We start from the raw sequence: 7,764 nt of genomic DNA, 5'->3' as shown, positions 1-7,764 counted from the left end.
AACTATAGTTCATTTGGGCGTTTTTTATTATTCCAATGTTTCTATTCGGAGAGGATCAAGTATTTCGTAACCCTTCCCCTGTATTCCCTTTACAATTTCCACTAACCCTTCACTCGTCCATGTACGATCATGCATCAGCAAGTTAGCTCCATCATTTAAAAAGGGACTGTTAATCATTATATCTGTAATAGAATCCTTATTTTGATATTCTGGAACCCAATCATACCCGTATGTCCAGTTCATCAAAGCCATTTTTTCTTCCTTAACAAGCTGCTTACTATATTCCGTGTTTTGTCCGAAAGGTGCTCTAAAGAATTTTGGACGTTCACCGATAATTGATTCTATAAGATCATTTAAAGAAACGATTTCTTCTTTTTGTTCTTCTATGGAAAGATCATTTAGATTTGTATGACTATATGTGTGATTTCCAATAATAAAGCCCATCTCATGAATTTTTCGAAGAACTTCTTTTTCTTCTGGTGTATTTAAGAAATGACCGTTAACAAAAAATATGGCTGGGGCATTTAAATCCTTTAAATCTTCAGCCATCTTTAATGCATGTTTATCGGGTGCATCATCAATAGTCAGTAATACCACCTTAGGGTTAGCATCACTCTTAGGCTCTATACTCCAATTATTTTCATTGATAACATATTCTGCTGTTTGTACTGCTTCTTCTGTTTCATTTTTTTCTTCAGGTGTGGTTTCTAGTTCATCATCATTTATTTCTGAAGTCTCTACTTTCTCTTGCTCTTCTGTTGATTTTTTTTGTTTTACTTCTTCTTTTTCTACCGACGAGTTGGAAGGAACATTTGAACATGCTGTTAAAAGTAGGAGGGTTATTCCTGTTGCTATAATCTTCTTCATTAATCTCACCTTTCCATATTCACTTTGAATATTTTAACATATTCAATATGATTATGGAGATACTTTAAAATATTTCCATTAAATTTTCAAATACAATTTTAAAAGTAAAAAAACACATTAAACTAAAAGATGTGATTAAGAATGTTAGCTTTTTTGATTGAACTATTTTTTTGGCAGCTATAAATGCAAGATAGAAAAAAACAACAAACATGATCCATTTGTATTCAAGGTGATCTTTATTGGAAATCCATTCAGCAATAGTAAATACGCTCCATAATACCATTTGAATAAGAAATGCAAGATATGATTTCATATACAAAACACCCTTTTTCATATTAGTAATTCAATGTTCTTTTTATATAACCGTTTAATCAGTTTTTCAACCATTACCATATAAATTCATTCACATTCATTTTAGTGTACTACCATAGTATATTCTTTGCAGAGTCATTTCATTATTTATGTCATTTCAATTTTGTAACATTTTCATGACTTGACCCTTTTCTATTTTTCCATATGATAAAATGTGACAAAGAACATATTAATGGGAATTTATTTACAATTCACAAGCTTATGGCATCGTTGTAAGGAAAGAGGATGATGTATGAAACATTTACTTGCCTTAGTAGTTTTAGTATTTTCGATGTTGCTTCTAACTTCTTGTAATAATTTGTCGTCCAGTAAAACTGCCCTCGCAGAAGACCGGTTTATAGATAAGCAAGTCATTTTCTTCACAGATGAAAAAAATGTCTCCAAAGAAATCTCATATTACGATGCTATCATTGAGTTGAAGAATGAATATCCAGAAGGCCTTAAACATTTAAAGGTGGTTAGCCTAAACACAAAAAACTCGAAAGAAATAGTCAAAACCGCGACAACTTCCCCGGCCATTGTGGTAGTTGAAAATAACCAGGTTATTTTCAAGGTTGAAGGTAAAGTTTCTAAAGAGCAAATTGTGAACCCAGTATCTAATGTAATTGAAAAATGGGAGTAATAGATATATCTATTACTCCCATTTTTGTTTCTTCAAAAGATTGTTGTTATTTTAAATCACATGAGTGTATACTGGATTCTACTTTCTTACCTAGGCAACAAACAGCAAAAATCTCCTTTAGCTTCACTTACTGGTTCTCGGTAGGTCCATTTTAGAATTTTATGTGACAAAGCTTCATTGGAGCAGAAAACAAACAAAAGAAGCTGCCTCTCTATAATACAAGTTATATTCACCACTACTCCCTTTTTCAATAGCAACAATCTTTACGAAAACAGCCTAAAATTTTCAATAAAAAAGGATGGTCCTCATTAATGAGGACCATCCTTTTTTATTTATTCATTTCACTTCTGTATCTCGGTTATGAGCTAACCAGCAAAGACAGATAGAGAATGGTTTGTTTTATTATTTTACGATGTGAATTGGGCTACCCATTGCAACTTCAGCAGCTTCCATTGAAATTTCACCTAAAGTTGGATGAGCATGAATCGTCATGGCAACATCTTCAGCAGTCATACCTGACTCAATTGCTAGTCCTAGTTCAGCGATCATGTCTGATGCCCCAGAACCTACAATTTGAGCTCCGATAATTAGGCCATCTTCTTTACGTGTAATCAATTTCATGAAGCCTTCAGTTGAATTTAACGCTAATGCACGGCCATTTGCAGCAAATGGGAACTTAGAAGCTACTACTTCGATTCCTTCTTCTTTAGCTCCTGCTTCAGAGTAACCTACAGTAGCTAATTCTGGATCAGTGAAACATACTGCCGGAATTCCAAGATAATCAATTTCAGCTGGTTCTCCTGATATAACCTCTGCAGCAATTTTACCTTCGTAAGAAGCTTTATGAGCTAATGGCGGTCCATCAACGATGTCACCAATTGCGAAGATGTTAGAAATGTTTGTTCGACACTGCTTATCAATTTTGATAACGCCTCGATCTGTCATTTCAACTCCAACTTCTTCTAAGCCGATTTCATCTGTGTTTGGACGACGGCCCACTGTTACTAGTACATAGTCCGCTTCAACAGATTTCTCTTCACCTTTAACCTCATACTTAACAACTACTCCGTTGTCGTCTTCTTCAACGCCTTTAGCCATTGCTTTTGTTACAATGTCAACGCCTTTTTTCTTTAGACCTTTTTTAACAATGGTCGTCATTTGCTTTTCGAATCCGCTAAGAATGTCGTCAGCACCTTCTAAGATTGTTACTTGAGACCCAAGGTTAGCATACGCTGTACCAAGCTCAGTACCAATGTATCCTCCACCAATAACAACTAGCTTATTAGGGATTTCAGTAAGGTTTAAAGCACCCGTAGAATCAAGTACGCGTTTAGAGAACTTGAAGCTAGGAATTTCAATTGGGCGTGAGCCTGTTGCAAGAATTAAGTTTTTAAACTTATAGGTTTGTGCAGAATTCTCATCCATTACACGAAGAGTGTTAGCATCTACAAGATATGCTTCTCCGCGAACTATTTCTGCTTTGTTCCCTTTAAGTAATCCTTCTACCCCACCAGTAAGCTTGTTCACTACACCGGCTTTCCATTCTTGAACTTTATCAAAATTTACTTTTACATTTTCAGCAACGATTCCCATATCATCAGAGTGTTGCGCTTGATGAAAACGGTGACCTGCTGTGATAAGCGCTTTAGATGGAATACAACCAACGTTTAAACAAACTCCACCTAAATTTTCTTTTTCAATAATTGTAACTTTTTGTCCTAATTGTGCTGCACGGATTGCTGCAACATATCCACCAGGACCTGCTCCAACTACTATAGTATCAGTTTCAATTGGGAAATCTCCTACTACCATCGCATTACGCCTCCATTAATAATAATTCTGGATCGTTCAACAAGCGCTTAATGTGGTTAAGTGCATGTTGAGCTGTAGCTCCATCAATCATACGGTGATCAAAGCTCAATGATAATGCTAACACAGGTGCGGCTACAATTTCACCATTTTTAACCACAGGTTTTTCAGCAATACGTCCAACACCAAGAATGGCAACCTCTGGATGGTTGATTACTGGGGTAAACCATTGTCCTCCTGCAGAACCGATGTTTGTAATTGTACATGATGCACCTTTCATTTCGTCACCTGAAAGTTTTCCATCACGTGCCTTACCTGCTAATTCGTTAATCTCATTTGAAATAGAGAACATTGATTTGCGATCAGCATTTTTAACAACCGGAACTAATAGACCTTTGTCAGTATCAGCTGCAATTCCAATATTGTAATAATGCTTTTGAACAATTTCACTTGTAGAATCATCAATTGATGTATTTAGAACTGGGAATTCACGTAAAGCACTGGTTAACGCTTTAACGATATAAGGTAAGAAAGTAAGTTTTACACCTTTTTCCGCAGCAATTTCTTTAAATTTCTTACGATGAGCCCAAAGTTTCGTTACATCAACTTCGTCCATTAATGTAACGTGAGGAGCCGTTTGTTTAGAGTTAACCATCGCTTTTGCAATGGCTTTACGCATTCCACTCATTTTCTCACGTGTTTCTGGGAATTCACCCTCAGGAGCTTTAGGAGCAGCTGCTTTTGTTTCCGATTCTTGTGCTGGTGCCTTTTCTTCAGCTTTCGCTTCAGAAGTTGCTTCAGCTTGTTTAGAATCTCCACTTAAGAAGGCATCAATATCTTCTTTTACTACACGTCCATTTTTACCGGAACCTGAGACTTGGCGAATTTCAACACCATTTTCTCTAGCATATTTACGAACAGAAGGCATAGCGATAACACGTTTATTTGGATCTACTTCAGTATCTTGACTTGGTGCTTCTTCTTTTGTCTCTGGAGCAGCTTCCTTCTTCACATCTTGACCAGATTCTGCTGACCCTTGAACTTGACCTTCTGTTTTTTCTTCAGCTTTTGCAGATTCTTTTTTATCTCCGTCGTCGCCTTTGAATTGAAGATCTTCGTAGCCAGGTGCATCAAATTTTATCAATGTGTCACCGACAACCGCTACAGTCCCTTCATCTACAAGAAGTTCTTCAACGGTTCCAGCAACTGGTGATGGAATTTCAACTACTGCTTTGTCATTTTGCACTTCACATAGAACATCGTCTTCTTCTACTTTATCGCCAGGTTTAACAAACCATTTGACAATTTCACCTTCATGAATACCTTCACCAATGTCTGGTAATTTGAATTCGAATGACATGGATTCTACCTCCTGTATTGAATAATGTTTAAAATAGATGAATGAAATATTTATCTGTCTAGTTTTTGTTATATCTATAATTGGAAAAGAGAAGGGTAAAATGCCCTTCTGTTCTCTTTGTTATCATAGCTTCCTTCCCAAAGGATTAAGAAGCTTATTAATTAAAAGTTAAGTACTTTCTTAGCTGTTTCCAGAACATCTTTATGGTTTGGTAACCAAATCGGTTCAGCTTGAGAGAAAGAGTAAACAGTATCTGGAGCTGTAACTCGAAGCACTGGTGCTTCTAAGCTTAAAATAGCACGGTCATTGATTTCAGCAACTACATTTGCTGCAATCCCCGCTTGCTTTTGAGCCTCTTGAACGACAATTGCACGATTTGTTTTCTCAACTGAAGCCATGATCGTTTCAATATCCAATGGGCTAACTGTACGTAAATCAATTACTTCTACTGAAAAGCCTTCTTTTTCAAGTTCGTCAGCAGCTTTTAGTGATTCATGTACCATTGCGCCATAAGTGATAATTGAAAGGTCAGTACCTTCACGCTTAACATCAGCTTTTCCAATTTCAATGGTATATTCCTCTTCAGGAACCTCTTGACGGAACGAGCGATATAATTTCATATGTTCTAAGAAAATGACAGGGTCATTATCACGAATGGATGAAATTAATAATCCTTTTGCATCATAAGGTGTTGAAGGAATAACTACTTTTAAACCAGGTTGCTGAGCCATTAAGCCTTCTAAGCTATCAGCGTGAAGCTCTGGAGTATGTACTCCACCACCAAATGGGGAACGAATTGTTACAGGTGAAGTATACGTTCCACCTGAACGGTAACGCATACGTGCCATTTGTCCACTTACTGAATCCATTACTTCATAAACGAAACCAAAGAATTGGATTTCAGGTACTGGACGGAATCCTTCTAATGCTAATCCTATTGCTAAACCACCGATTCCTGATTCTGCTAGTGGAGTATCGAATACACGGTCTTCACCGAATTCTTTTTGAAGTCCTTCCGTTGCACGGAACACACCACCGTTTAGACCTACGTCCTCACCAAAAACTAATACGTCTTCGTTGTTGCGTAGTTCTGTGCGCAGTGCATCAGTGATTGCTTGAATCATTGTCATTTGCGCCATGGCTTATTTCGACTCCTTTTCTTTGTAAATTTCTAATTGTTCTTTTAAGTTATAAGGAAGCTCTTCATACATATTGTTAATGAAGTCAGTTACTTTTTGTTTTGGAGTACCGTCTGCTTCTTTAATTGCTTGCTTAATATCTTCTTTTGCTTCTTCAATGACTTCATTTTCTTTCTCTTCGCTCCATAATCCTTTACCTTCTAAGAATTTACGGAAACGTACCAATGGATCTTTCTTTTCCCAGTCAGTATCCATTTCTGAAGTACGGTAGCGAGTTGGGTCATCACCAGCCATTGTATGTGGTCCATAACGATAGCAAAGTGTTTCGATTAGTGAAGGACCTTCACCATTTACAGCGCGATTACGTGCTTCTAAAGTAGCTGAATACACTGCTAATGGATCCATTCCGTCAACTAAAATACCAGGGATACCAGCTGCAACTGCTTTTTGAGCAATTGTTTTACCTGCTGTTTGCTTATCACGTGGTGTTGAAATTGCAAACTGGTTGTTTTGAACAACGAAAATCGCTGGAGCTGCATAAGAACCTGCAAAGTTAATCCCTTCATAGAAGTCACCTTGAGAAGAACCACCATCACCTGTATATGTGATTGCAACAGCTTTTTTGCCTCTCTTCTTAAGTCCAAGAGCCACACCTGCGGTTTGAATGTATTGAGCTCCAATGATGATTTGTGGAGATAATACATTTACACCCTCAGGAGGTTGGTTTCCTTTAAAATGCCCACGAGAGAATAAGAATGCTTGAGCCAATGGTAAACCATGCCAAACAATTTGTGGAACATCGCGGTAACCAGGTAAAATCCAATCTTCCTTCTCAAGAGCAAAGTGAGAAGCAATCTGAGATGCCTCTTGTCCTGCTGTTGGAGCGTAGAATCCTAAACGTCCTTGACGGTTTAGTGAGATAGAACGTTGATCTAGAATACGAGTGTAAACCATACGACGCATTAATTCCTGAAGATCCTCGTCAGAAATTTCAGGCATTGCATCTTCATTTACTACTTCGCCTTCTTCGTTCAAAATTTGGAACATTTCAAACTTGTCTTCAATTTGTTCGAGTGCTTTAACAGCATCGAATTGAGCCTTCTTTGATTTAGAAGCCATCGAAGTCACCTTCCCTTTCTCTATACAATTTATTTTGGTTTTTTACATACAAGGTTTAGATTACCCAAATTAAGTATGACCTACCACAATACTTGCAGATAAACACTATTAATAGTTTTCCACAAATATTAAGAAAGAAAACCCGAAATTACATTCAGGTTCATCTGTATCAGTCATATTCTCATTATGACTAATACAATCTTATAATACCTTTATTAGTTTACAATATTAAAATTCCCTACGTCAACGACAAAGTATTATATTTTCTTACTTCAATGGCCAAAATTATTGAGAAGTTGTTATGAATATCAAAAACTGTACCAATAACATCCATCACCCTGTTATATATAAAGAGTACTATAATTATCTTCTGTTATAGAGTAAGAAATACTGTTTCTAAATCACTTTATTTTATAAACCATAGAAAACATAAAAGGAGAGACTACCTTGGTAGTCTCTCCTTTTATGTTTTCTAT

At 36.7% G+C, this 7,764-nt stretch carries 6 protein-coding genes; 1 reads left to right on the top strand and 5 read right to left on the bottom strand.

What is annotated here, in order from left to right:
- Positions 1–27: 27 nt before the first annotated feature.
- Positions 28–867, bottom strand: coding sequence for a polysaccharide deacetylase family protein (locus tag IQI_RS01640; protein WP_064091104.1), 840 nt, complete (start codon positions 865–867; stop codon positions 28–30).
- A gap of 604 nt (positions 868–1,471) precedes the next feature.
- On the opposite strand from IQI_RS01640, the gene IQI_RS01630 reads away from it, so the two are divergent.
- Complete coding sequence (locus tag IQI_RS01630; protein WP_082892556.1) at positions 1,472–1,861, top strand: hypothetical protein; 390 nt, start codon at positions 1,472–1,474, stop codon at positions 1,859–1,861.
- 402 nt (positions 1,862–2,263) lie between these two features.
- Here the strand turns inward: IQI_RS01630 and lpdA are convergent, their stop codons facing one another.
- The 4 genes from lpdA to pdhA all read right to left on the bottom strand — a co-directional run bounded on the left by lpdA (position 2,264) and on the right by pdhA (position 7,288).
- Positions 2,264–3,673, bottom strand: coding sequence for a dihydrolipoyl dehydrogenase (gene lpdA / locus IQI_RS01625; RefSeq protein WP_064091102.1), 1,410 nt, complete (start codon positions 3,671–3,673; stop codon positions 2,264–2,266).
- 4 nt (positions 3,674–3,677) lie between these two features.
- Positions 3,678–5,030 carry a dihydrolipoamide acetyltransferase family protein gene (locus tag IQI_RS01620; RefSeq protein WP_064091101.1) on the bottom strand — a complete coding sequence of 451 codons (1,353 nt, stop codon included), beginning with the start codon at positions 5,028–5,030 and terminating at the stop codon, positions 3,678–3,680.
- A 161-nt stretch (positions 5,031–5,191) separates the two neighbouring features.
- Positions 5,192–6,169: an alpha-ketoacid dehydrogenase subunit beta gene (locus IQI_RS01615; RefSeq protein ID WP_064091100.1), complete on the bottom strand. Its 978-nt coding sequence runs from the start codon at positions 6,167–6,169 to the stop codon at positions 5,192–5,194.
- A 3-nt stretch (positions 6,170–6,172) separates the two neighbouring features.
- Positions 6,173–7,288 carry a pyruvate dehydrogenase (acetyl-transferring) E1 component subunit alpha gene (gene pdhA, locus IQI_RS01610; protein ID WP_064091099.1) on the bottom strand — a complete coding sequence of 372 codons (1,116 nt, stop codon included), beginning with the start codon at positions 7,286–7,288 and terminating at the stop codon, positions 6,173–6,175.
- Positions 7,289–7,764: the final 476 nt, after the last annotated feature.

Origin of the sequence: Rossellomorea aquimaris TF-12 (assembly GCF_001648555.1) — a bacterium.
Taxonomy (GTDB): Bacteria; Bacillota; Bacilli; order Bacillales; family Bacillaceae_B; genus Rossellomorea; species Rossellomorea aquimaris.
The sequence above is the reverse complement of the archived record's forward strand: the minus strand, read 5'-3'. Positions and strand labels throughout refer to the sequence as shown.

Bases quoted from the DNA above. Each gene is read 5' to 3' on its own strand.
- IQI_RS01640 (WP_064091104.1), bottom strand. From the start codon at position 867: ATGAAGAAGATTATAGCAACAGGAATAACCCTCCTACTTTTAACAGCA.
- IQI_RS01630 (WP_082892556.1), top strand. From the start codon at position 1,472: ATGAAACATTTACTTGCCTTAGTAGTTTTAGTATTTTCGATGTTGCTT.
- lpdA (WP_064091102.1), bottom strand. From the start codon at position 3,673: ATGGTAGTAGGAGATTTCCCAATTGAAACTGATACTATAGTAGTTGGA.
- IQI_RS01620 (WP_064091101.1), bottom strand. From the start codon at position 5,030: ATGTCATTCGAATTCAAATTACCAGACATTGGTGAAGGTATTCATGAA.
- IQI_RS01615 (WP_064091100.1), bottom strand. From the start codon at position 6,169: ATGGCGCAAATGACAATGATTCAAGCAATCACTGATGCACTGCGCACA.
- pdhA (WP_064091099.1), bottom strand. From the start codon at position 7,288: ATGGCTTCTAAATCAAAGAAGGCTCAATTCGATGCTGTTAAAGCACTC.